Source organism: Acinetobacter sp. 148, assembly GCF_031196675.1.
Lineage (GTDB): Bacteria > Pseudomonadota > Gammaproteobacteria > Pseudomonadales > Moraxellaceae > Acinetobacter > Acinetobacter baumannii.
This window is the reverse complement of record NZ_JAVIMT010000038.1, coordinates 38,808-60,656: the sequence shown is the minus strand read 5'-3', so window position 1 is coordinate 60,656 and position 21,849 is coordinate 38,808. Positions and strand designations below refer to the sequence as shown.

The 21,849-nt window shown below is 39.7% G+C and carries 21 protein-coding genes; 13 read left to right on the top strand and 8 right to left on the bottom strand.

The features are described from left to right. Window positions 1-31: 31 nt before the first annotated feature. Window positions 32-997, bottom strand: coding sequence for an allantoinase PuuE (gene puuE / locus RFX69_RS06470; protein ID WP_032038012.1), 966 nt, complete (start codon window positions 995-997; stop codon window positions 32-34). A 252-nt stretch (window positions 998-1,249) separates the two neighbouring features. Here puuE and RFX69_RS06465 point away from each other — a divergent pair, with 252 nt between their 5' ends. The 4 genes from RFX69_RS06465 (at window position 1,250) to dsbD (ending at window position 4,928) form a co-directional block, all read left to right on the top strand. Next, complete coding sequence (locus tag RFX69_RS06465; RefSeq protein ID WP_001019316.1) at window positions 1,250-1,600, top strand: HPF/RaiA family ribosome-associated protein; 351 nt, start codon at window positions 1,250-1,252, stop codon at window positions 1,598-1,600. Window positions 1,601-1,759: 159 nt separating this feature from the next. Then, the gene (locus RFX69_RS06460) at window positions 1,760-2,305 is read left to right on the top strand and encodes an ankyrin repeat domain-containing protein (protein WP_289332969.1); all 546 of its coding nucleotides are present in this window, start codon (window positions 1,760-1,762) and stop codon (window positions 2,303-2,305) included. 12 nt (window positions 2,306-2,317) lie between these two features. Further along, entirely contained in the window at window positions 2,318-3,085 is a 768-nt protein-coding gene (locus RFX69_RS06455) for a transporter (protein WP_001258758.1), read from the top strand. 28 nt (window positions 3,086-3,113) lie between these two features. After that, window positions 3,114-4,928 (top strand): protein-disulfide reductase DsbD, encoded by a 1,815-nt coding sequence (gene dsbD, locus RFX69_RS06450; RefSeq protein WP_271056016.1) that lies wholly within the window; start codon window positions 3,114-3,116, stop codon window positions 4,926-4,928. Here dsbD and RFX69_RS06445 read toward each other — a convergent pair. Both RFX69_RS06445 and RFX69_RS06440 read right to left on the bottom strand, forming a co-directional pair. Beyond that, window positions 4,920-6,113, bottom strand: coding sequence for a GGDEF domain-containing protein (locus RFX69_RS06445; RefSeq protein WP_289332970.1), 1,194 nt, complete (start codon window positions 6,111-6,113; stop codon window positions 4,920-4,922). The two genes, dsbD and RFX69_RS06445, sit on opposite strands and share 9 nt — an antisense overlap. A 175-nt stretch (window positions 6,114-6,288) precedes the next feature. Next, window positions 6,289-7,200 (bottom strand): alpha/beta hydrolase, encoded by a 912-nt coding sequence (locus RFX69_RS06440; RefSeq protein WP_199970486.1) that lies wholly within the window; start codon window positions 7,198-7,200, stop codon window positions 6,289-6,291. Between the two features lie 149 nt (window positions 7,201-7,349). Between RFX69_RS06440 and RFX69_RS06435 the strand changes: the two genes are divergently transcribed. Continuing rightward, window positions 7,350-7,787 carry a DUF2147 domain-containing protein gene (locus RFX69_RS06435; RefSeq protein WP_000717015.1) on the top strand — a complete coding sequence of 146 codons (438 nt, stop codon included), beginning with the start codon at window positions 7,350-7,352 and terminating at the stop codon, window positions 7,785-7,787. Between the two features lie 37 nt (window positions 7,788-7,824). Here the strand turns inward: RFX69_RS06435 and RFX69_RS06430 are convergent, their stop codons facing one another. Together RFX69_RS06430 and RFX69_RS06425 are read right to left on the bottom strand one after the other, a co-directional pair. Beyond that, the gene (locus RFX69_RS06430) at window positions 7,825-8,175 is read right to left on the bottom strand and encodes an arsenate reductase (protein WP_002059456.1); all 351 of its coding nucleotides are present in this window, start codon (window positions 8,173-8,175) and stop codon (window positions 7,825-7,827) included. Window positions 8,176-8,630: 455 nt separating this feature from the next. Continuing rightward, window positions 8,631-9,455, bottom strand: a complete 825-nt coding sequence (locus tag RFX69_RS06425) for an exodeoxyribonuclease III (protein WP_000612365.1) — start codon at window positions 9,453-9,455, stop codon at window positions 8,631-8,633. A 38-nt stretch (window positions 9,456-9,493) separates the two neighbouring features. Here RFX69_RS06425 and pyrE point away from each other — a divergent pair, with 38 nt between their 5' ends. Further along, window positions 9,494-10,144, top strand: a complete 651-nt coding sequence (gene pyrE / locus RFX69_RS06420) for an orotate phosphoribosyltransferase (RefSeq protein ID WP_000211303.1) — start codon at window positions 9,494-9,496, stop codon at window positions 10,142-10,144. 51 nt (window positions 10,145-10,195) lie between these two features. Here the strand turns inward: pyrE and RFX69_RS06415 are convergent, their stop codons facing one another. The 3 genes from RFX69_RS06415 to RFX69_RS06405 all read right to left on the bottom strand — a co-directional run bounded on the left by RFX69_RS06415 (window position 10,196) and on the right by RFX69_RS06405 (window position 13,442). Then, window positions 10,196-10,663 carry a surface-adhesin E family protein gene (locus RFX69_RS06415; RefSeq protein WP_001041192.1) on the bottom strand — a complete coding sequence of 156 codons (468 nt, stop codon included), beginning with the start codon at window positions 10,661-10,663 and terminating at the stop codon, window positions 10,196-10,198. A 148-nt stretch (window positions 10,664-10,811) separates the two neighbouring features. After that, the gene (locus tag RFX69_RS06410; RefSeq protein WP_289332971.1) at window positions 10,812-13,001 is read right to left on the bottom strand and encodes a TonB-dependent siderophore receptor; all 2,190 of its coding nucleotides are present in this window, start codon (window positions 12,999-13,001) and stop codon (window positions 10,812-10,814) included. A 228-nt stretch (window positions 13,002-13,229) separates the two neighbouring features. After that, window positions 13,230-13,442 (bottom strand): DUF1737 domain-containing protein, encoded by a 213-nt coding sequence (locus tag RFX69_RS06405; protein ID WP_000781166.1) that lies wholly within the window; start codon window positions 13,440-13,442, stop codon window positions 13,230-13,232. A gap of 160 nt (window positions 13,443-13,602) precedes the next feature. Here RFX69_RS06405 and gshB point away from each other — a divergent pair, with 160 nt between their 5' ends. From gshB to ftsZ, 7 genes are all read left to right on the top strand, one after another. After that, on the top strand, window positions 13,603-14,547 hold the full coding sequence (gene gshB, locus RFX69_RS06400) for a glutathione synthase (RefSeq protein WP_001265491.1): 945 nt from the start codon (window positions 13,603-13,605) through the stop codon (window positions 14,545-14,547). A gap of 237 nt (window positions 14,548-14,784) precedes the next feature. Beyond that, window positions 14,785-15,882 carry an undecaprenyldiphospho-muramoylpentapeptide beta-N-acetylglucosaminyltransferase gene (murG, locus tag RFX69_RS06395; RefSeq protein WP_000132437.1) on the top strand — a complete coding sequence of 366 codons (1,098 nt, stop codon included), beginning with the start codon at window positions 14,785-14,787 and terminating at the stop codon, window positions 15,880-15,882. An 11-nt stretch (window positions 15,883-15,893) separates the two neighbouring features. Continuing rightward, on the top strand, window positions 15,894-17,342 hold the full coding sequence (gene murC / locus RFX69_RS06390) for a UDP-N-acetylmuramate--L-alanine ligase (RefSeq protein WP_000075472.1): 1,449 nt from the start codon (window positions 15,894-15,896) through the stop codon (window positions 17,340-17,342). 37 nt (window positions 17,343-17,379) lie between these two features. Then, window positions 17,380-18,306 (top strand): D-alanine--D-alanine ligase, encoded by a 927-nt coding sequence (locus RFX69_RS06385; RefSeq protein ID WP_000063661.1) that lies wholly within the window; start codon window positions 17,380-17,382, stop codon window positions 18,304-18,306. A 2-nt stretch (window positions 18,307-18,308) separates the two neighbouring features. Continuing rightward, window positions 18,309-19,163 (top strand): cell division protein FtsQ/DivIB, encoded by an 855-nt coding sequence (locus RFX69_RS06380; protein WP_000057903.1) that lies wholly within the window; start codon window positions 18,309-18,311, stop codon window positions 19,161-19,163. A 60-nt stretch (window positions 19,164-19,223) separates the two neighbouring features. After that, entirely contained in the window at window positions 19,224-20,486 is a 1,263-nt protein-coding gene (ftsA, locus tag RFX69_RS06375) for a cell division protein FtsA (RefSeq protein WP_001287630.1), read from the top strand. Between the two features lie 164 nt (window positions 20,487-20,650). Then, the gene (gene ftsZ, locus RFX69_RS06370) at window positions 20,651-21,826 is read left to right on the top strand and encodes a cell division protein FtsZ (protein WP_000135734.1); all 1,176 of its coding nucleotides are present in this window, start codon (window positions 20,651-20,653) and stop codon (window positions 21,824-21,826) included. Window positions 21,827-21,849 lie beyond the last annotated feature (23 nt).

Sequence of the window (21,849 nt, the reverse complement as noted above, 5' to 3'; positions counted from 1 at the left end):
TTGCTTAAAAATTTGGAAAATTACTAACCAATTATTGGTTTATGTGATTTTTATACCAATATTCTGCAATATCCTGACGGCGACATACCCAAACACGATCATGCATTTCAATATAGTCCAAGAATCTTTGTAATGCTTTAAAACGACCCGGACGCCCTAAAATACGGCAATGCATTCCAATCGACATCATTTTTGGTGCAGTTTCTCCTTCTGCATACAGCACATCAAAACTATCTTTTAAATATTGAAAAAACTGTTCTGAGCTATTAAATCCACCTGGTGAGCAGAACTTCATGTCGTTACATTCCAAAGTATAAGGAATAATCAGATGAGGGCGTGATGCACCCGCCGTATCGGTAAGTGTGGTCCAAAAAGGCAGGTCATCACCATAATAATCAGAGTCGTATTGTATTTGCGGGAACTCTGCAAGCAACTGACGCGTATTGGGGCTATCACGTCCGGTGTACCAACCTATAGTTTTATTTCCAAACAAGTTTTCTAAAACAGATAAAGCTTGTTCCATATGCTGTTTTTCGACTTCAAGATCTGTCTCTTGATAATGAAGCCAGCGGTAGCCATGAGAAACCACATCGTAATCGGCCTGTTTAATTGCCTCTACAATATAAGGGTTGCGAACAAGCGCCATTGCTACTCCGAAAATGGTCATGGGGAGCTTGCGCCGTTGAAACTCACTATGAATGCGCCAAAAACCAGCACGTGAACCATATTCGTACATAGAGTCCATCGACATATGTTTGGCTGGGTAACTTGCAGCGCCAATAATCTCGGATAAAAACTGCTCTGAACCTTCGTCACCGTGTTCAATATGTTTTTCGCCACCTTCTTCATAATTCAGCACAAATTGCACGGCAACCTTAGCATTATTAGGCCATTTCACCTCTGGAGGCTGTCCGTGATAACCGATTAAATCACGTGAATAAGGAGACTTTTGAATCTGCTCAATAAGTTCTGCTCCAGATAGATAAGATTCGGGCACAATTGCTCTCCTTTTGTTCAATTTTTCATAAAAATTTAAAAAATCAGCTTGCATATTTTTATAGATGGACTGATATTGAAGGTATGAAGATCTTCAAAATAAATTAAAAGCAGTACGTTTAAGTCAGGAGATAACAAACCATTACACCATCAAAATGTACAATTGAAGTCAGTTCATGCATGCTTAAAACATGCCAACATAAAAAAGTTTTGCATAGAAAAGATCCACAGTAAGAAAGAGAGGATGGTATTTATGAATATTGAAATCCGCACAGATAAAAACATCCATAATAGTGAACGTTTAATTACTTATGTACGTGCAGAACTTACTCAAGAATTCCAACGTCATAGCGAACGTATTACACATTTCTCGGTTCATTTTAGTGATGAAAATGGGGACAAAGGTGGAGACAAAGATATCCACTGTATGATCGAAGCACGTCCTTCTGGCTTAAAACCAGTTGCAGTGCACCATAAAGCAGGAAATATTGACGCTTCAATTCATGGCGCGATTGAAAAGCTAAAACGTAGCCTTGAACATACCTTTGAGAAAAAAGAACACCCGAGAGGTGGTCAACCAGAATTCATTGATGATGAAGTTTAAAAAAACACTAAAAAGCCCTTCGGGGCTTTTTTTATGAAGACATAAAAAGACCAATAAAAACTCTTCACAACTTTAGGTTTGCAATGCAATAGCGTTGACCTCTAAAATCTTCAGTAGAGATTAGGCATAATAGCGCTAATATATTTTTGAGAGATGGTCATGTTAACCACCCAACAGCAGGCTTTAATTAAAGCCATAGAAGAATTAGAACTCGCGCAAGTACAAAAATTACTTGCTGAGGGTCTTGATCCGAATTTCATTGATCCGGAACAAGGACCGCCAGTGTCCATTATTTGTGATGGAATTTTTAAATGGTGGGAAGACGTCTCTGAAGCGTATGAAGCGGGGACTCCATTATCACAAGAAGAAAAACAGCAAGCCCTGCAAGTTTATCTCGATATTCTTGAAGCCCTCATTCAGGCAAAGGCAAATGTTCATCTTTGGGATGCAGAAGAGTTTTATGGTCCACTATGGGATGCAGCAAGTTCGGCATGTGCACCAGCAGTTCAGCGCTTGCTAGATGAAAAAGTTGATCCAAACACACGTGATGAAGAAGGACTCACCATTTTATCTTCAATCAGTCAGTTGTTCTTTGATTGTGATTTTGATGAAATAGATTGGTCAGAAGCGCTTCAAGAAGAGCGTGAAACACTAGAGTTATTGCGCCGTCATGGAGCAAAAATGTCAAAAGAATTAACTAGTTGATTGGATAATAGAATGAGAACATTTCAAATTTTAACTTTTGCTCTGACCGCTGTTGCTGCAGGAAGTACTTTTGCCGCAGAGTTCTCGTTTGATCGTCCGGGTTCAGGCTTTGGAACAGGCATTACGCCAGTTGGTAAATTAGCATGGGAACAAGGCTTACCAAGTGCAACCTATACAGAGACAACTGTTGATGGCGTTAAAGAAAAAACAGTTACTGTAAATGAGGATATGTTATTCCGTACAGGTTTAGCTGATGGTTTGGAATTGCAATTAGGCTGGCAAGGTCCGGCATGGACTCAAACTAAACGTGCTGGTAAAAAAACGGATAACTCAGGTTTTGGCGATGTAAGCATCGGCTTAAAAAAAGCAATTGATTTAAATGATGAAAATTTAACAATGGCTGTATTGGCTGAAGCTGTCATTGCAACAGGTAATGATGAGTTTACTGCCCATGACGATATATATAGTTTAAGTTCAGCAGTAGCTTATAAATATAATGATTTGTTGGATACTTCTATTACCATGCGTTATGAAGTACAAAACAGTAACTGGGCAGTGACTGCAATTCCAACCATCAATTATAAGATTGCGGGCAAACTCTCAGGATATTCTGAATTTGTTTATCGTAAAGCTGAAAGCCAAGACTACCAATATGGTTTAGGAACAGGTTTAGTTTACGCAGTAAATAACCGCACTCAACTTGATGCAAATATTGGTGTGGACTTAGAAGGTCAAGATAAGAGCTACAAAGGTGGCTTAGGCATGGCATTCTTATTCTGATCAGACTAACTTGAACTCATTATTATTGATGAAAAAGCTTATTTCTCAGGGAATTATTTATTTTCTAGTAGCCGCTACTTTTGTATTGAGTCAGTTTGTCTTTGCAGAAGATAAGTTATTGTCACCCGAACAGGCTTTTTCATTTTCGGTTGAATCGCCACAATCGCATACCGCAAAGTTATCGTGGAAGATTCAGCCGAATTATTATTTGTATCAGCATAAATTTACCGTACAACAGGGCAATCAGCCTTTAACTTTAAATTTGCCTAAAGCGGTTTCTCAATATGATGAGAACTATGGCCAAAGCCAAGTTTATTACCATCAAGTCAACTTCCAGATTAAAACCAAGCCTTCAGAGCACTACACAGTAACTTGGCAAGGCTGTGCCAAAGACCGTATTTGTTATCCTCCACAAACTATTGAGTTTCAAACTGACGCAGATGGTCTGGTCGGTCTGCAAAATCAGGCAGGTGCAGCACCAAAACGCTTATTAGATTTGGCAAATACCCAAGCATCAAACTCTACGGAGCCTTTAGAAAATCAGAGTTCAGCTACTCAAGCTGAAGGAGCTGCTCCAGAGATTGCCCAAGATCAGGTTTGGTCAGCAAAGCTAATTGAACACTCGCTTTGGTATGGTGTTTTATTATTTTTAGGTTTAGGCATGCTGCTTGCATTTACGCCATGCTCTTTACCGATGCTGCCTATTTTAACCTCGTTGATCATTCGAGATCACAAAGGTTTAAAAGCTTGGACGATTGCACTTACTTTTGTGTGTAGTATGGCATTGGTCTATGCAGGTCTAGGCTTGATTGCTTCTTCAGCGGGTTTAAATTTCCAACGCTGGCTACAACAGCCTGCTACCCTTATTGCGTTTAGTTTGTTGTTTGTGGTTTTTGCACTAAATCTGTTTGGGCTTTTTGAGCTTCGGTTACCGCAAACTTGGTTAAATCGCCTTGATCGTATTCAGTCCATGCAACAAGGCGGTACTTTAGTTGGCGCAGGCGTTATGGGGGTGGTTTCTGCGCTCTTGGTTGGCCCATGCATGACTGCGCCTTTGGCTGGAACTTTATTATTTATTTCTCAAACCCAGAACCAATGGCAAGGTGCTTTGCTTTTATTCTGTCTCGGTTTTGGCATGGGAATCCCTTTACTCATCGCGAGTGTTTTAGGTGCAAAGTTCTTACCTAAAGCGGGCGACTGGATGCATCAGATTAAAGTGATTTTTGCTTTTCTGATGTTGGGGTTAAGCCTTTATTTCATTCGCCCTTTATTGCCAGATTGGGGGATGCAAGCACTTAGTTGTGTACTTGGGCTGGCTTTTATTATTTATGCGCTGTATCAGTTTTTTTGGAAAAAAGGGCAGTTACAGTGGCTTTATGCGCTCCTACTTTTATTGGTAACGCCATTTGTGGTTTATAACCAGTATCAACATATTCAAAATCGTAGCTTACAAAATTCTGAGTATATGGCTGAGTGGCATGTGGCGACCACGGCAGCAGACTTTCAAAAGATTTTAGCAGCAGCTCCTGCAGATCGGGCTATTGTTGTTGATGTCTATGCTGATTGGTGCGTGGCTTGTCAGCCTATTGAACATCGTATTTTAAAAACATCTGAGGTTCAGACGGCTCTTGCGCCTTACTATCTCATTAAACTTGATTTGAGTCATTATGACCACTCACATGAAGCTCTACTCAAGCAGTGGAATATTCTTGGGCCACCTACGTATCTCTTTTTAAACAAGCAACAGCAAGAAATTCGTTCTTTACGTTTAACAGGCGCATTTAGTCAGCAAGAGCTTTTACAACAGCTGGCGAGCTTATCAAAAGTTAAAGATTCAAATTGATTTGATCTGAGGTAGTTGGTGAAAAGTGCGTACTTGATTACGCCCAGAGGCCTTTACCGCATAGAGCGCTTGATCGGCTTGTCTAATCACAAGATAGGGGTCATTTGCAAATGCGGAACTGCTGATGCCAAAGCTGGCACTTACATGAATTTGGATATTTTGATTATTGAAGATAGTCAATTCTTGTAAAGCTTGCTGGCAACGTTCAGCAATTTTTTCTGCTTGAATAATATCGGTATGAGGAAGTAATAAAATAAATTCTTCTCCACCAAAACGTCCAATAATATCTTCATTACGTAAGTTTTCAGAAAGACACCGAGCAATTTCAATCAAAACCTGATCACCTTGGTGATGTCCGTATATATCATTAATTTTTTTAAAATGATCGATATCAAGAAGTATCACTGCATAATCAAATTGTTGCTCATGAAGTACTTCAAGATGGGTATTTAAGCTTCGTCTATTTAAGACATTAGTTAACGGGTCGATTTGGCTTAAACGTTGAATATAGGTTTCTCGTTGACGCCATTGAGTCAGCAATATTTCAAATAAAATAAAACACGCCACTAAAATAGGCATAATAAAAAACAGCATACTTCCTAGCCAAAATGGATTGGTTTGGGCATGACGCATCGCTGTAAAATTAAATAGGGGCGCATATGAAATAACCCCCGTCATACTTAAATATGTACATACCGCTAGAATAATAGTTGCAGGTATAAAAGCGCTATAAACAATTTTTCGTTCAAATAAAACCAAACCTACGCCAATAGTGCCTACGTAACCCACCATTGTGGCAGGGCTGATACTACCAATTAAATATCCATCGTGGCACAACATCAGCATAAAGGCTTGTACACTAATTAAAGGCACAATTTTTTGCGCCCAAGCTTGGTCTTTGTAGCGATAACAAGGAATAATGAGTACAGCTAATAAAAATAAGGTCAGCAAATTCAGCCAGATTTGTGATTCAACTAAAGATAGGTTTGCCCATTGCCAAACACTAGGAGTAATTAAAATATAGCCTTTCCATAAAATCCAACTGAAATTCATTGCGCAGGCGAGGGTAAGCATTAGTGCGCTTTTTTGTAATGGGGTCCAGTTAATAATGTGATTGTGATGGATGAAATCGAGAATCACCTGTTTTATTTTATTTATAGGACGAGTGATTAAACGAATTTTCATAATAATAAAGGAACTCCTAAATAGAGATGTCTCTTCGTCAGATCATCCTAAAGAGGGAGAGTTTGAAGGATTCATAACCTAAACATACCATGATTCATAAATTAAACCTTATGATTTGGATTGTGAAAAATAAGAAGAAGTGACAAATTTTAAATTTGTCACTTCTTCATTTTGATTACGTCTTATCAAGTTCATGAGCAAACTCAGCAATATCCGCCACCGCCTGTTTTGCTTCTTCGAACCAAGCATTAAACATTTGGAAGTTATGCCACATGCCTGTGTAAAGTTTAAAATGTACTTTTACACCTGCTTCTTCAGCTTTCTCTCTAAAACGTTTGGCATCGTCTAATAAAATTTCTTTTGAACCAACCTGAACTAATGTTGGCGGTAAACCCTCTAAGTTGTCGAAAATAGGTGAAACACGCGGGTCATCTGCCGCAATATGATTGCCAATATAATGCTGAATACCTATTTGTAGAGCTTCAAGAGAAAGCAGGGCATCATGTTTTTGGTTAAATCTTAAAGACTCACTGGTTAGGGTTAAATCTAGAAAAGGTGACATTAAAATCAGGCCACTTGGCATAAGTTCGGGTTGTTCTTTTAAACGTAAGCAAAGTGCCAAAGCCAAATTAGCTCCACAAGAGTCACCAGATAAAATAATATCTTTAGGTTGGATACCTTGAACTAATAATGATTGATAGACATCATATAAGGCCTCAGTCGCCTCAGGATATGGATGCTCGGGTGCAAGTGGATAGTCCACATGAATAATTTGCATTTGGGTACGAGCAGCCAAATCTGTCATGAACGCATGATGTGTTTTTAAACTTCCTAAAAAAAAGGCGCCGCCGTGAATATGAAAAATAAGCTGGGTCGCTGAATCTTGGGCTTTAATTTCTTCACCCTTAATGCCAGCAAGTCGGATTGGTCGAACGGTTACATTTTTTTGTTTTGGAAATGCTCGGCAAAGTTGTTCAAGCATAGGGCGCAGAGCAGTTGGAGGTAAATTCAACTGACTTGGTTTGCGAATTGCTGTTTTAAGAAATGTTTCTGTGAAATAATATTTTAAAACATTAGGTATATTCATATAGTATCCGCTTATGTTAATTACTTGTTTCCCTATAAATTTTATTTTTCAAGGTTACAAGGTTACACGAAACAGTCACATTCAAAAATTGCAATATCGTTGCGAGTTTTGAATACTGAAGTCTTGGAAGACCCAAGGATATTACAAAAATGAAAAAGATTGCTTTAGCTTTAGGACTTGTTGGTATGGCTGCATTTGCCAATGCGGCTGACCCACTAAACGGAACGGTATGGAAAACGATTGATGACCAAACCAATAAGCCCAAAGCCGTAGTAAAATTTACGGAACAGAAGGATGGAACCTTAACTGCAACCATTCAAAACATTTTGACACCAGGTGAAGAAAACGCTTGTACAAAATGTGAAGGTCCGTATAAAAACAAACCGCTTAAAGGTGTGACCATTGTACATAATCTAAAAAATGTAGGTGGCAACAGTTATGAAAACGGTACAATTTTAGACCCTAAATCTGGCAAAACTTACAAATTAAAAGGTGAGTTGGCTGAGGGCGGTAAGAAGCTTAAATTACGTGGTTATATTGGCGTTTCAGCATTGGGCCGTAACCAAACTTGGATTCGTGCGAACTAAAAGCCTAAATAAAAAACGAGCCATTGGGCTCGTTTTTTTATGCGCTTAAGTTTTGATAGGCCGTTTCATCAAAGCCCACAAGAAACCCTTTAGAGGTCTGTAGAACTGGTCGCTTGATTAAGCTTGGCTGAGTAATTAGCGCCTCAATAAGATGATCTTCACTGCTTAAAGCACGCGTTTGTTCTTCTTCAGATAGTTTTTTCCACGTGGTACCTTTCTTGTTGAGCACCGTGTCTTGTCCAATTTCTTTTAACCAGATTTTTAGAGTATCGGCATCGATCCCTTGTTTTTTATAATCGTGAAATTCGTAGCTCAAACCTTTTGCTTGTAAAGCATCAAATGCTTTTTTCATCGAGTTACAGTTTTTAATACCATAAATTTTTAACATTTTATCGGACCATGTCAAAAAGAAAGAACACACAGCCTAACCCAAAATGCATTTGAGCACTACTTTATACAGATACTTTTAAAACAAATGAAAAATAATGATTAAAACAATAAAGAATGTCATGTTATTGTCATAAGACAAGGTAATAATGAGCTTAATAAGAATAAATTAAAAACTAAAAGAACGTAGCGCAAAAAATAAGAGATAGAAAAGAGAAAACCCGCATTTAATCATCCTGATCATGCGGGTCTCATTTCAACGTCCATTGTCACATCCTTGCAAATAAACTTATCTTAAGTTTATTTTATCTTCCTACGGCGTCCTATCCTTTTGCGTCATCCTGACTGCTTCCCTGTGCCGTGGGGCTATAATGCCGTTAAACATGTGTAAGAAAAATACTCAAAAGCGACATGTGTTGTAAGTAAAAACGACAATGTAAGTGAACATGTGTTCACTTATTCTTGAATTTTATAGTCGATAATAACTGGAGCATGGTCACTAAACCATTGATCTTTATAGACCCATGCATTTACAGTGCGCGCTTTCCAGTCTGGTGAACATGCGTGGTAGTCAATACGCCAACCTACATTTTTCGCACGCGCTTGTCCGCGATTTGACCACCATGAATACAATTCCGCTTCTGTTCTTACAACACGGAAGGTGTCTACATAGCCAAGTTCATCATAAATGTGGTCAAGCCAAGCACGCTCATGTGGTAAACAGCCAGACGATTTCTGATTGCCCGACCAGTTTTTAATATCAATCCGTTTATGAACAATGTTGTAATCGCCACAAATAATGATGGACTTATTCTCATCACGCCATTGTTTCAAGATTTTGGCGTATTCACCTAAAAATAAATCTTTACGTGCTTGCGCTTCTTCACCACTTGAGCCTGAAGGTAAGTATAATGATGCAATATGTACGGGATGTGACAAACCTAAATCGAATTCGGCAGAAATGAAGCGGCCTTGACTATCGGCCAATTCAAACCCTAAACCATCTTTAATAGAGACAAAGGGTAAGCGGCTATAAATTGCAGTACCTGCGTAGCCTGCACGCTCTGCTGGAAAGAGATGGGTATGCCATCCCTCGGGTCTAAATTTCTCAGTCCATTGTTCATGGGTAATGCGGCTTTCCTGCATGCATACGACATCGGCATCTGATTGTTCTAACCATTCAAGTAAGCCTTTCGTCACTGAAGAACGTAAGCCATTTACGTTAATGGAAACGACTCGAAGAATTTTTACATCACTTGGATACTGATCCTTTGGTATCATGCGAAAATTTAACCTCAATTGTGAATTTGGAGCACCTCATGACAACGCCTGTGTCATTTCACCCGCAAGCATTTATCGAACTCGCATTATCACGCGGTGTGCTTAAATTTGGTGAGTTTACTTTAAAATCTGGACGCGTGAGTCCTTATTTTTTTAATGCAGGCCTACTCAACGATGGTGAAGCTTTATCTCTTTTAGCACAAGGCTATGCCGATAAATTAACACAATGTGAAAATGTTGATGTGATTTTTGGACCAGCTTACAAAGGTATTCCATTTGTAGCTGCGACTGCTGTTGCTTTATCGCAAACACATAACAAGAGCGTGCCATGGGGCTTTAACCGTAAAGAAGCAAAAGATCATGGTGAAGGCGGTGTTTTAGTCGGTGCTGCGGTTGAGGGTAAAAAAGTCTGGATTATTGATGACGTGATTACCGCAGGCACAGCGATTCGCGAAGTGGTAACGATTTTGAAAAATGCCGGTGCAACTATTGCGGGTGTGTTGGTTGCGCTAGATCGTCAAGAACGTGGGCAAGGTGAACTTTCTGCAATTCAAGAAGTTCAAAAAGAATTAGAAATTCCTGTGCATGCACTGATTACCATGAAAGATTTAATGGATTATTTAGAAGCGAAAGGCGAAAAAGAAGCGCTAGCAAACATGCAAGCTTATCGCGAGAAATACGGGATTTGATTTTTAATAATATAAAAGGAAGGAGCGCTTGAGCTCTTCTTCCTTTTATGACTAATTATTTTTTATGTAGTTCAGAACACATGCCATTTCTAAAATTCTATTTGCCATAGAATTAGGAATAGCTGGTACTTCTTTTGGAAATTCTACTTCTTCTATTGAAAATATTTTAGAATTCGTAATTGAATAAGTTGCTGTAGACAACAACATCATTTTTTTATTTTTGCAGTCAAATTGCCATAACCCTATAGAGTTTAAATCTCCTAGATTGACTGATGTAGTTTTAACTGGGGCTATTACGATGGAATCTGAAATAGATTTAATTAGTTGATAACTCAAATAATGAATTTTTGTATCATCTCTAGCATAACTGATCCATCCTTTGTTGAGGTTGTCTTTAATACTATTTTGCTGTTGTTTTGATAATTCTTGATATGTATCAATTGAAAGAGTAATGATTTTTGCTTCTGTTGATAGCGATAAAAAAAATAATAAAAAAGTTAAAATAAATTGTTTATTCATATTGTTGATTTAATTGGTATCTCTAATGAGAAAAGTATAATCTAAAAATTAAATATTTTATTTAGTGAAGATAAAAAACTTGTTTCTTTTATTATTAAAAACAAAAAGGCATACCTCTAAAATAAGGGTATGCCTTTTTAATATTTACTTAAAACTGATAATTCAAACGCAATAACACATTACGTGGTGTGCCTGGCATACTGTCCGAACGCCAGTATTCTTTATTGGTTAGGTTATTTACCGCAAGTGTGACATTCCACGGCTCTGCACTATACCCAATTGCTGCATCGACACGGTTAAAGCCTTCCATTTTTACCTGATTATTAATATTTGGATAATAAGACCCGACATAGGTCACGCCCACTTCGGTATACCACTGTTCAGTTGGTAAATAGCGAACAAATAAATTACCCGTATTTTTAGAAGTGTTGGCTAAATAATTGCCTTCTCGCTCAGGGTTTTGATTGTCTTCTTTAACTTTGGCATCGGTATAGCCATACCCACCGCGAACAAAGACATTATCAAGTACACGACCAATAAAACTAAATTCGAGACCACGAGATTGATGTTGACCAGCAGTTGCCCATACCTCTGGTTCACTGTCAGGGTTCGGTTTATAGCGAATATTATTTTTACGAATATCAAAGACAGAAAATTGAGTATTTAAACGATTATCGAACCATTCACTTTTTACCCCAACTTCATATTGCTCGTTATATTGAGGCTCTTTATCCATTTTCGCGACATCGGTACTTCCAGTAACTTGGTTGACACCCATTTGTCCACCAAACGGTGCGAAGCTTTTAGAGTAAGATGTATAAAAGCTATGTTCAGGAACTGGTTGCCATACCAAGCCAACATTTGGGCTAAAAGTACTGTCTTTTACATTACGATGTTCATTCTTAATTTTGTTAGTAGTTGAAAAGTCGAAGTAATCGTAGCGGAGTCCCATCATAAGTTTAAGTTGGTCATTTAGACCAATTAAATCTTGAATAAATACGCCGTAAGTTGTGCCTTCATTATAGTTATGCTGACTAATCTTTAATGGGCCATTGCCACGACTGTACTCTCGTTCACCAGTGATTGGATTAACGTAACCATAAATGGCCGATCCATTTTGAGTTTTATTGGCTAGACGTGGCTCTCGTTGTTCATAAGTCCAGTCTGTACCAACCATAATTTGGTGTTCAAGCTGGCCTGTCTTGAACTTTCCTTTAATATCAAATGTATTGGTTGTGGTCTTATTGCTGGTTTGTTGCCAGTAGTAAATTTGGTCGATGTAACCTTTTTTTGTACAAGCCTCATTCTTTGAGTTTTTTCCATCTAAACCACAATAATTTCCAAAATAAAAGTGGTCAAAGTTCTGTTCTGCTTGTCGGTAACTTGCCGCCCAGTGGAAGTTCCAATCAGGCGCGTATTCATAATTCACATCGGTACGAACGACTTGCAAAATATCATCAACATAATCACCGTCTTGGGCAAATCCCATTTTAATTGAAGTTCCCGCAGGCAAGTTGTCACGTGTTGGCCCACGGTCGGGTACACGATTTAATTTGTCATAGGTATATTGTGTGGTCCAAGTCAGCTTTCCATCGTCATTTTTATAGGTAAAGCTTGGGGAAAACATCTCAATCTTATTTTCAATACCAGAGCGGAAGCTGCCTGCCTCACCATATTCTCCAGTCAAACGCACTGCTAAATTGTCATTAAGTACTTGGTTGATGTCAGCGGTTGTTCCGTAGTTATCGTATGAACCCGCATATGCGCCAACTGAACTTTTAGAGTCAAAATTGGCGAATTTACTCACCATATTTACAACCCCGCCGCCAGCACTACGGCCATATAAAACCGAAGCGGGGCCTTTTAAAATTTCTATACGCTCGATATTGGCTGTACTGCGGCGTACTTGTCCGCTTTCGCGTATGCCATCACGGTAAATATCACCTGTGTCAGCACCAAAACCACGAATCGTGATCCCATCGCCGCGCATATCGTAACTGGTTGATACCCCTGGTGTACCTTGCAGCATGACGCTTAAGTCATTCGATCCATAAATTTTATATTTCTGAACATCAATGGTATCAACGGTTTGAGGGATATCTTTTTTATCTAAACCATTACGAGTGACATTGGCTTTGTTATAATCGATATAGCTTTTAATCGGGTCGAGCTCACTCATGGCCTCGATTTTTATGGTTGGCATGGTGGCTGCGGCTTTTGATGAGGATTCAATCAATTCCTCGGCGTTAGCACCTTGAATATTTAAAATCATTAAACTGAGTAAGCTGAGCGGGAATGAACCCTTAATTTGGGGAGATGATATAGAAATTCTTAACATAAAAATAAAATCAATTAACAAAAATAAAAGTATAAATGATAATTATAATCATTTAATTGTTTAGAATAAAAGAACTATTAACTTAAAAAATGGCATATTTATTTTTTATTAACTGATTTTTAAGAAGTTAATTAGAAAATTAAAGGACTTGTTGGGTTGACTCATTAGTTTTTCTTGTTAATTAGGTTTTAGAGGGGCTTTTTATTGATAAAAATGCCCCCTCTAAAATCACGCATTATTTTTGAGAACATCTAAAATATCCATTTCTGGATCATAATTTTCGTCAATTGTTTTGCAAATCGCTTGGCCTACAATGACTTGAGAGCCATTAAAAGTCATAGTAGGTGCTTCATAGAGCTCCCAACCATGATTAAGTGCTTTAGTCACTCGTGCACAAAAAGCAGAGTCATCAGGTCCAGTTAAATAGCGATAAAGTTTCATCTTTAGCCTTTAAAAATAATATTTTATGATCATAGTTTAACTGAATTTACCTTAATTCAAGATAAAGAAATAACCGATAAGGTTTTACTAAAATTAAGAAAAACGAGTGAAAAATCTCAGCTATACTCATGCTAATTTAAATTTTAAGAAGAGCTTGAGCATGCGTGTACTTGTCGTCATGGATCCGATTGAAACCGTAAATCTGAAAAAGGATTCAACCATGGCAATGTTGTGGGCGGCGAGCCGTCGTGGACATGAGTTAGGTTATGCATTACAACAAGATTTATATATCGATCAAGGTAAGGCTTACGGTCTCATCTCTCCGTTAAAAGTTTTCGAAGATTACAACCATTATTATGAGTTAGGCGAAAAGAAAAAAGAATCAATCGCGGCTTATGATGTTGTACTCATGCGTAAAGATCCTCCTTTTGACATGAACTTTGTCTACACAACTTACGTGCTTGAACAAGCTGAGCGTGAAGGTTCATGGATTATTAATAAGCCCCAATCACTGCGTGACTGCAATGAAAAATTGTTTGCTACACAATTTCCTGAATTACAGGTGCCAACACTTGTAACATCGCAGCAGAGCTTGATTCGCGAATTTATTACCGAGCACGGTGATGTTATTGTTAAGCCGCTTGATGGTATGGGTGGTATGGGTATTTTCCGTTTATACCAAGACGGTGTAAATATTGGTTCTACCTTAGAAATGCTTACAGAATTAGGCACCCGCCCAATTATGGCTCAGCGTTATATTCCTGAAATTGTAGAAGGGGATAAACGAATTTTAATGGTAAATGGCGAGCCTATTCCTTACTGTTTGGCGCGTATTCCGCAAAATGGTGAAGTGCGCGGGAATTTGGCAGCTGGTGGCTTAGGTCAAGCGCGTCCACTCACAGAAAATGACAAACTCATTGCTGCTAAAGTTGGTCCTTTCTTACGTGAAAAAGGTTTGGTATTTGTAGGTCTTGATGTAATTGGTAATTATGTCACTGAAATTAATGTGACAAGTCCAACCTGTATTCGTGAAATTGATGCGCAATTTGGTACATCAATTGCCGATGACCTATTTGATGTATTAGAAGCCGGTCGTCCAGCATAAGGGTCTAGTTTGGGTGGTTTCCTAAGCTTATTATTGGAAATCACCCGAAAATATATGAATTAATAAAATCACAATATGAAATACGCTAGCGCTTTGTAGGCATATTTTCAAAAAAGCACATCTTTCTGTTATAAACGAGTGAAATTCGCTTTTCGTTAATGAAGCTTTAGGATTAAAATAAACGGCTACAAAAATAGATGACAATTTCCATTGTTTTTTGAGTTGAAGAATTAGACCGTGACCGATTCACAGCAAAGCAAACCTAAACATGTCATGATGATGGCTGCCGGTACTGGTGGACATGTTTTTCCAGCCCTCGCCGTAGCCAAACAACTTCAACAACAAGGTTGTCAAGTTTCATGGTTAGCCACGCCAACAGGTATGGAAAATCGTTTATTAAAAGATCAAAATATTCCAATTTATCAAATTGATATTCAAGGTGTGCGTGGAAACGGAGTGATCCGTAAACTTGCTGCACCTTTTAAAATTTTAAAAGCAACTTTTAGTGCAATGCGCTATATGAAACAGCTTAAAGTGGATGCTGTTGCAGGCTTTGGGGGATATGTGGCAGGCCCGGGTGGGCTAGCAGCGCGTTTATTAGGTATTCCTGTTCTCATCCATGAGCAAAATGCGGTTGCAGGATTTACCAACGCACAGTTATCCCGTGTTGCTAAAGTGGTATGTGAAGCGTTTCCAAATACATTTCCTGCTAGCGAAAAAGTAGTGACAACCGGCAATCCGGTACGTCGTGAAATCACTGATATCTTAAGTCCAAAGTGGCGCTATGATGAACGCGAGCAAGCGGGTAAGCCGTTAAATATTTTAATTGTGGGCGGCTCTTTAGGTGCAAAAGCACTGAATGAACGCTTACCTCCGGCATTAAAACAACTTCAGGTTCCACTGAATATTTTCCATCAATGTGGTCAGCAACAGGTTGAAGCAACTCAAGCTTTGTACGCAGACGCACCAGCAAATTTGACCGTACAGGTTTTGCCGTTTATTGAAGATATGGCGAAAGCTTATAGCGAAGCAGACCTGATTATTTGCCGTGCTGGTGCTTTAACTGTGACAGAAGTAGCAACAGCTGGTGTTGCAGCAGTTTTTGTACCGCTTCCTATTGCGGTGGATGACCACCAAACTGCAAATGCCAAATTTCTGGCCGATGTCGGTGCTGCAAAAATTTGCCAGCAATCGACTATGACACCAGAAGTTTTAAATCAATTGTTTACTACGCTGATGAATCGCCAATTACTTACAGAAATGGCAGTGAAAGCGCGTCAACATGCCCAACCAAATGCAACTCAGCATGTGGTTGATCTTATCCAAAAAATGTAATCGGATTTACTATGTCTCCAACAACAGCTGCGAACCAAGCAAAAAAACTGATTAAAGTGCCTGAAATGCGCCGTATCAAACACATTCATTTTGTGGGAATTGGCGGTGCAGGTATGTGTGGTATTGCTGAGGTGTTAGCTAACCAAGGATATAAAATTTCCGGTTCAGATATTAAGGCATCAAAAACCACACAACAATTAGAAGAAAATGGCATTAAGGTCTATATCGGACACGAAGCAGAAAATATTAAAAATGCAAATGTGCTTGTCGTGTCAACAGCAATTGACCCGGAAAATCCGGAAGTTAAAGCTGCCATTGAACAACGTATTCCGATTGTACGTCGTGCAGAAATGCTCGGTGAACTTATGCGTTACCGTCATGGTATTGCTGTGGCAGGTACACATGGTAAAACTACAACCACCAGTTTATTAACAACAATGTTGGCGGAAGAAAACCTCGACCCAACTTATGTGATCGGTGGTTTACTTAACAGTACAGGCGTAAATGCAGCACTGGGTGAAAGCCGCTTTATTGTTGCTGAAGCTGACGAATCGGATGCATCTTTCCTTTATTTACAGCCAATGGCAGCGATTGTAACCAACATTGATGCTGACCATATGGACACTTATGAAGGCAGTTTCGATAAATTAAAAGATACCTTCGTACAGTTCCTTCATAACTTACCATTCTACGGCTTGGCTGTGGTTTGTGGCGATGATGCGAACATCCGCGAGATTTTGCCACGTGTAGGCCGTCCGGTTATTACTTATGGTTTTAATGAAGATAATGACATCCGTGCGATTGATGTAGAGCAAGATGGTATGCGTTCGCACTTTACGGTATTACGTAAAGGACGTGAGCCGTTACGTCTAACTATTAATCAACCGGGTTTACATAACGTTTTAAATGCTTTGGCTGCAATTGGTGTTGCAACTGATGAAGGCGTTTCAGATGAAGCAATTAGCCGTGCATTAAAAGGTTTTAGTGGTGTTGGACGTCGCTTCCAAGTACAAGGTGAATTTGAACTTGGTGAAGGGAATGTAAAATTAGTCGATGACTATGGGCATCATCCTAAAGAAGTGGAAGCTACGATTAAAGCTGCTCGTCAGAGCCATCCTGATCGTCGTTTAGTTATGCTTTTCCAACCACACCGTTACTCTCGTACACGTGATTGTTTTGATGACTTTATTGAAGTTTTATCTCAAGTCGACCAATTATTATTACTAGAAGTTTATCCGGCTGGGGAAAAACCAATTGTTGGCGCAGATAGCCGTACTTTGGCGCGTAGTATTCGCTTGCGTGGTCAGGTTGAACCGATTTTGATTGATCCGGTTGAAGGTAATTTGCAAAACATCATGCAAAATGTGTTACAACCAAATGACTTGTTATTAACGCAAGGTGCAGGTAACGTAGGAGCAATTTCAGTAGAACTTGCACAGCACCATTTGTATGTGAAATAAACAAAAAGTATTGAATTATCGGGTTAAGGATTTAAACGTGTCAAATGCTACAAAATTCGGCAAAGTTGCCGTGTTACTTGGTGGGAAATCGGCTGAGCGTGCTGTGTCTTTAGATAGTGGTCAGGCAGTTTTGGACGCTTTGTTACGTTCAGGTGTTCAGGCTGAGGCATTTGATCCGCAAGACCGTAGCGTGACCGAACTTGTAAACTATGACCGTGCATTTATTGTATTGCATGGTCGTGGTGGTGAAGACGGTCAAATCCAAGGTGTGCTTGAGTGGTTGAACATCCCTTATACAGGAACGGGTGTACAAGGTTCTGCCATTGGTATGGATAAAGTCAAAACCAAGCAAATCTGGCAAGGAAGTGATTTACCAACCGCACCGTATCGCATTATTACTAAAGAAACTGACTTGGATTCAGTGATTGCTGAATTGGGGTTGCCTGTCATTATCAAGCCTGTACATGAAGGTTCAAGTGTAGGCATGAGTAAAGTTGAGAAAGCTGAAGATTTTGCGGCAGCAATTGAAAAGGCAACTCAGCACGATGCTGTAGTTATGGCAGAAAAATGGATTACAGGACGCGAATTTACGATTTCATTCTTAAATGGTCAGCCTTTACCAGTTATTCGTTTGCAGCCACCAGCAGATGTTGCTTTCTATGACTACGAAGCAAAATATCAACGTAATGATGTTGAGTATGGCATTCCTTGTGGTCTTAGCGAAACTGAAGAGAAAAAACTACAAGCTCTATGTTTACGCGCTTTCCAGGCCGTAGGTGCAGAAGGCTGGGGACGTATTGATGCAATGCAGGATGAGCAAGGTAATTTCTGGCTTTTAGAAGTAAATACTGTGCCAGGCATGACCAGTCATTCGCTTGTACCAAAGGCTGCTAAAGCAGTAGGTTATAGCTTTGATGAATTGTGTGTTGCAATTCTTGAGCAAACATTGGAAGGTACGGCTTAAATATGGCACAACTTCCGGCATCCATGCGCCGTAAACGTGCGGCAATTACCTCCATTCATGAAAAACCGCCTACGCGCAAGCAAAAACTTGCCAATGCCGGCGGATGGGTGTTGCTGGTTATTGCCTTTTTAGTCTTGGCGGTCGGAATTTACGGACTATATAAAGTTATTACTGATGCAACTGTTGCAAAACTTGAAGTTGTAGGTTCAACAACTCCAGTTGAGACTCAGCAAGTGATGCGATATGTGCAGCCGATTGTAAAAGATAACTACTTTACATCTGATTTAGAGCAGATTCGTGATAAAGCATTAGAAATTTCATGGGTAGACCGAGTTGTCGTATCTCGTGCCTGGCCCAATGGTATTCGCGTACGTGTTATGCCTCGACATGCTATCGCCCGTTGGGGAACAGGTCGCTTATTGAGCGATGGTGGCGATGTATTTAGTGAAGCAGAGCCGAGACTTCATCCTGAGCTTCCGTTGCTACACGGTCCGGTAAGTCAGTCTAAAATGATGATGCGACGCTATAATGAAATTAATCAGTTATTCCATCCTGTTAATTTGCGTTTAAAAGAGTTATATCTAACAGAGCGAATGACTTGGTTTATGCAGTTTGACTCTGGTTTACGAATTATTGTTGACCAAGATCAAACAATGAATAAATTGCAACGTTTAAGTCATTTGGCACAATCTGACCTAAAACCTGTGTGGCCGAAAATCTCAGCCATTGATTTGCGATATCGTAATGGATTATCTATTCAATGGAAGAATGCAACCCCACCTAAAATCGTGAATGGTCAGTTTGTTGTAACGAGTGATGACACAAGCATTGCAGGTGGTACAAAAGCAAAGCCATAATACGTGGCTTTAAAATAGGCAATTTGCCTGGTATTAGACAACAAAGAAATGGTATGAGTGATGAGTGAAGCTGTTCCCTCAGTTGTTGCGATTGACATTGGGACGCATAAAGTTTCAGTTTTGATTGGAAAAATTCATGCGCCGGATAACATTCAGGTTATCGGTATGGCAACTGCTCGCAATCGAGGCATGAACAAAGGAAAAATTGTAAGTCTCGATAAAGTCATTGCTGCGATTAAAAACGCTGTTGCTGAAGCGGAAAATATGGCCGAATGTCGCATTCATAGTGCGTGGGTATCTATTCCGAGTACCGAGCTACAAAGTTTCTATGCTTCTGGACGCACACCTGTTGCTAACCCGGCACATGTGATTACAACCAATGAAGTTGTACGTGCATTAGAGTTGGCAAAAGCAAGCCATGTGACTTCTGACTATTATCTAGCGAGTGCAGTCCCATTAGGATTTGAATTAGGCGACTCATCTGAATGGGTTCAAAACCCAATCAATATGACCGCTCACAGCATGACTGGTCATTATCAGCTTATGATGATGCCGATTGCCACTATGCAAAACCTTGATCGTGCGATGAAAGGCGCGAACATTGGAGTTGAGAAAATGGTGGTGTCTTGTCTGGCAACCGCTGAGGCAAGCTTGCTTAAAGATGAAAAAGAATATGGTGTCTGTCTTGTCGATATTGGTGCAGGTATTACCAATCTGGCAGTTTATTTAGATGGCCGTTTGGCTTTAGCACGCACCTTACAGCGTGGTGGTGAGCATGTAACACGTGATATTGCTGCTGTGTTACAAACAACTACTGAAGAAGCTGAACGTATTAAGATTCTGCATGGCTGCGTTGATCTAAGTGCTGTTAAGCCTGACCATATGATTCAAGTACAGGGTATTGATGGTCCGCAAACGATTAGCCGAATTGAGTTAGCGGAAATTATTATTGCTCGTTATGAAGAGATTTTCAGCCAGATTCGCGAAGAACTCGAACAAAGCGGTGCAATCCATGGTCTATATCATGGTGTTGTATTGACTGGTGATGCTTGCCAGATTGAAGGTATGGTAAGTTTGGCGCGTCGTATGTTAGGTGTGTCTGCCCATCTAGGTAATCCGCCATTACAGGTGTATGCTGATGATCAGCATCAAGCTGCATTACGCCGCTCAATGTATGCAACAGCAGCTGGTTTACTTATGTTTAGCCAAAGTGAATTACAAGAAGCTGTTGAGGAGCCTGAAGAGGGAAATGACCGTTCGGTATGGGAACGAATGGTGAATGGCTGGAATGCTTTTAATAGCAAACTTAAAGCCATTTTTTAGGATGTATGTATTTATTGGTAGAATTGTTAGGAAGTTGTAAGAGAAAACCACTGTACTTGACAAGGTTGGTATTGCACAGCATTCTTAAAATTAGTTATTTTTGAAAATCAAGGCAGTATACGGGCTGAAGTGACTGCCATAATGTATTAGGAACCCTAAAGGTCATGGCCTCATTTGAATTTATAGAAGATGAACTAAACGATGGCAACGGTCAAGCCCGTTTCACTGTATTTGGTGTAGGTGGCGGTGGCGGTAATGCCGTTCAGCACATGGTACAGTCTGATATTCAGGGTGTTAAATTCGTTTGTGCTAATACAGATAAACAAGCACTTGACTGTATGAATGCCCCTTTCAAAATTCAGTTAGGTGAGCAAAGTACACGCGGTCTAGGTGCAGGTGCTAACCCTGAAGTAGGCCAGGTAGCAGCAGAAGAAAGCCGTGAAATTATTCGTCAGCACCTTGAAGGGACTGACATGGTGTTTGTAACCGCTGGTATGGGTGGTGGTACAGGTACTGGTGCAGCTCCGGTTGTTGCCGAAGTTGCTAAAGAAATGGGGATTTTGACTGTTGGTGTTGTAACAACTCCATTTAACTTTGAAGGCCGTCGTCGTCAAAAGTCTGCTGAGCGTGGTATTGAAGCGCTGGAAGCTCATGTTGATTCATTGATTATTATTCCTAACCAACGTTTATTAAGCGTTTATGGTGATATTTCAATGAAAGATGCCTATAAAAAGGCAGATGACGTATTGTTAAACGCTGTACGCAGTATCTTTGATCTTGTAGTTAACCGTGGTCATATTAACCTTGACTTCGCAGACTTGAAAACTGCAATGAGTACTCGTGGTTACGCAATGATGGGTGCTGGTTTGGGCCGTGGTGAAGACCGTGCGCGTCAAGCAGCTGAACAAGCTATCCGTAGCCCATTGCTTGATAATGTGAATATTATTAATGCGAAAGGCGTGTTAATTAACATTACTGGTGGCGATGACATCACATTACGTGAAACAGAAATCATTACTGACGTTGTTAACCAGATTGTTGACCTCGATGAAGGTGAAATCTTCTACGGTACAGTATTTGACCCGGATGCACGTGATGAATTACGCGTAACTGTGATTGCAACTGGTTTAACACGTAATGCAGCTGATGCAGAGCCAAGAAAGCGTAATACAGTTAGCCATACATCAACTCAATCTGCACAATCTGTAGATGAAGATGACGTTCCTGCAATTAATAAACGCCAAAATGCTGAAAATGACGTGAATAATGCGCCAAGTTCAACACCGCGTTCTTCGCCAATGAGTATTCAAGATTACTTGAAAAATCAGCAACGTAAGTAATTTAGCGTACAATCTATTGAAAG

Excerpts from the sequence above, each read along its gene's own strand:
- RFX69_RS06465 (WP_001019316.1), top strand. The coding sequence starts at position 1,250 with ATGAATATTGAAATCCGCACAGATAAAAACATCCATAATAGTGAACGT.
- RFX69_RS06430 (WP_002059456.1), bottom strand. The coding sequence starts at position 8,175 with ATGTTAAAAATTTATGGTATTAAAAACTGTAACTCGATGAAAAAAGCA.
- RFX69_RS06455 (WP_001258758.1), top strand. The coding sequence starts at position 2,318 with ATGAGAACATTTCAAATTTTAACTTTTGCTCTGACCGCTGTTGCTGCA.
- RFX69_RS06425 (WP_000612365.1), bottom strand. The coding sequence starts at position 9,455 with ATGATACCAAAGGATCAGTATCCAAGTGATGTAAAAATTCTTCGAGTC.
- RFX69_RS06405 (WP_000781166.1), bottom strand. The coding sequence starts at position 13,442 with ATGAAACTTTATCGCTATTTAACTGGACCTGATGACTCTGCTTTTTGT.
- RFX69_RS06445 (WP_289332970.1), bottom strand. The coding sequence starts at position 6,113 with ATGAAAATTCGTTTAATCACTCGTCCTATAAATAAAATAAAACAGGTG.
- RFX69_RS06435 (WP_000717015.1), top strand. The coding sequence starts at position 7,350 with ATGAAAAAGATTGCTTTAGCTTTAGGACTTGTTGGTATGGCTGCATTT.
- dsbD (WP_271056016.1), top strand. The coding sequence starts at position 3,114 with ATGAAAAAGCTTATTTCTCAGGGAATTATTTATTTTCTAGTAGCCGCT.
- murC (WP_000075472.1), top strand. The coding sequence starts at position 15,894 with ATGTCTCCAACAACAGCTGCGAACCAAGCAAAAAAACTGATTAAAGTG.
- ftsZ (WP_000135734.1), top strand. The coding sequence starts at position 20,651 with ATGGCCTCATTTGAATTTATAGAAGATGAACTAAACGATGGCAACGGT.
- pyrE (WP_000211303.1), top strand. The coding sequence starts at position 9,494 with ATGACAACGCCTGTGTCATTTCACCCGCAAGCATTTATCGAACTCGCA.
- RFX69_RS06460 (WP_289332969.1), top strand. The coding sequence starts at position 1,760 with ATGTTAACCACCCAACAGCAGGCTTTAATTAAAGCCATAGAAGAATTA.
- ftsA (WP_001287630.1), top strand. The coding sequence starts at position 19,224 with ATGAGTGAAGCTGTTCCCTCAGTTGTTGCGATTGACATTGGGACGCAT.
- RFX69_RS06440 (WP_199970486.1), bottom strand. The coding sequence starts at position 7,200 with ATGAATATACCTAATGTTTTAAAATATTATTTCACAGAAACATTTCTT.
- gshB (WP_001265491.1), top strand. The coding sequence starts at position 13,603 with ATGCGTGTACTTGTCGTCATGGATCCGATTGAAACCGTAAATCTGAAA.
- RFX69_RS06415 (WP_001041192.1), bottom strand. The coding sequence starts at position 10,663 with ATGAATAAACAATTTATTTTAACTTTTTTATTATTTTTTTTATCGCTA.
- RFX69_RS06410 (WP_289332971.1), bottom strand. The coding sequence starts at position 13,001 with ATGTTAAGAATTTCTATATCATCTCCCCAAATTAAGGGTTCATTCCCG.
- RFX69_RS06380 (WP_000057903.1), top strand. The coding sequence starts at position 18,309 with ATGGCACAACTTCCGGCATCCATGCGCCGTAAACGTGCGGCAATTACC.